The following is a 695-nucleotide window of genomic DNA, read 5'->3' on the forward strand; positions in this document are numbered from 1 at the left end:
CCTAGAGCGTTTCAGGTTTTCACGGAAGCATATCCGGCATTGGCGAAGTAGTTGCTGCATTCGCTGGGCTCGATGGTTGTGACGAGCTGTCCGATGTGGCGCCAGGTGTCATCGATGGTTCGCTTCTGAGCCAGGCGCATCCAGTGCTTGATCTTGGCAAAGGCCTGCTCGATCGGATTGAAATCGGGGGAATATTTCGGCAGGAACCATTAGTCTGGCGCCGGCCGCCCTGATTGCATCGCGAATGGTCTTGGCCTTATGGGAGCCGAGATTGTCGAGAATGACGATGTCGCCGGGCTTGAGGGTCGGGATCAACTGCTGTCGGACGTAGGCGTCGAAACATTCGTCATTGATCGGGCCATCGAAGACGCAGGGCGCGGTCATCTGGTCGCAGCGCAACGCACCGAGGAAAGTCAGCCAGGGGTGAGTAGGCCGGAGGGATTTCACCTGCCGGCCTCTCGCAGAACGGTGCGTGAACCTCTCGATTCACACCGCTCCCATCAGGTAAACGTGTTCGTTCCGAACGCCTGCCAGTGTACGAAGAGGTCCCGTCTATCTCGGGCAAGTTGCCGCAGGAACTGCGAAGCCCGAGTTTTGTGGAACCGAAAGCGCTTGTACTTTCGCATGATCCAGGCCTTGAGCTTCCGATTGACATAGTCAGCCAGAGAGAACAGGTCCGAACGACTGAACCGCCC

At 57.7% G+C, this 695-nt stretch carries 2 pseudogenes; both read right to left on the bottom strand.

Annotated elements, in window-relative coordinates:
* Positions 1-11 precede the first annotated feature (11 nt).
* Positions 12-420, bottom strand: a pseudogene (locus MOV76_RS39340) (IS630 family transposase); the annotation flags it as partial.
* Positions 421-500: 80 nt separating this feature from the next.
* A pseudogene (locus tag MOV76_RS39345) lies at positions 501-695 on the bottom strand (group II intron reverse transcriptase/maturase); the annotation flags it as partial.

The organism is Rhizobium sp. PRIMUS64, assembly GCF_023006465.1.
GTDB lineage: Bacteria > Pseudomonadota > Alphaproteobacteria > Rhizobiales > Rhizobiaceae > Rhizobium > Rhizobium leguminosarum.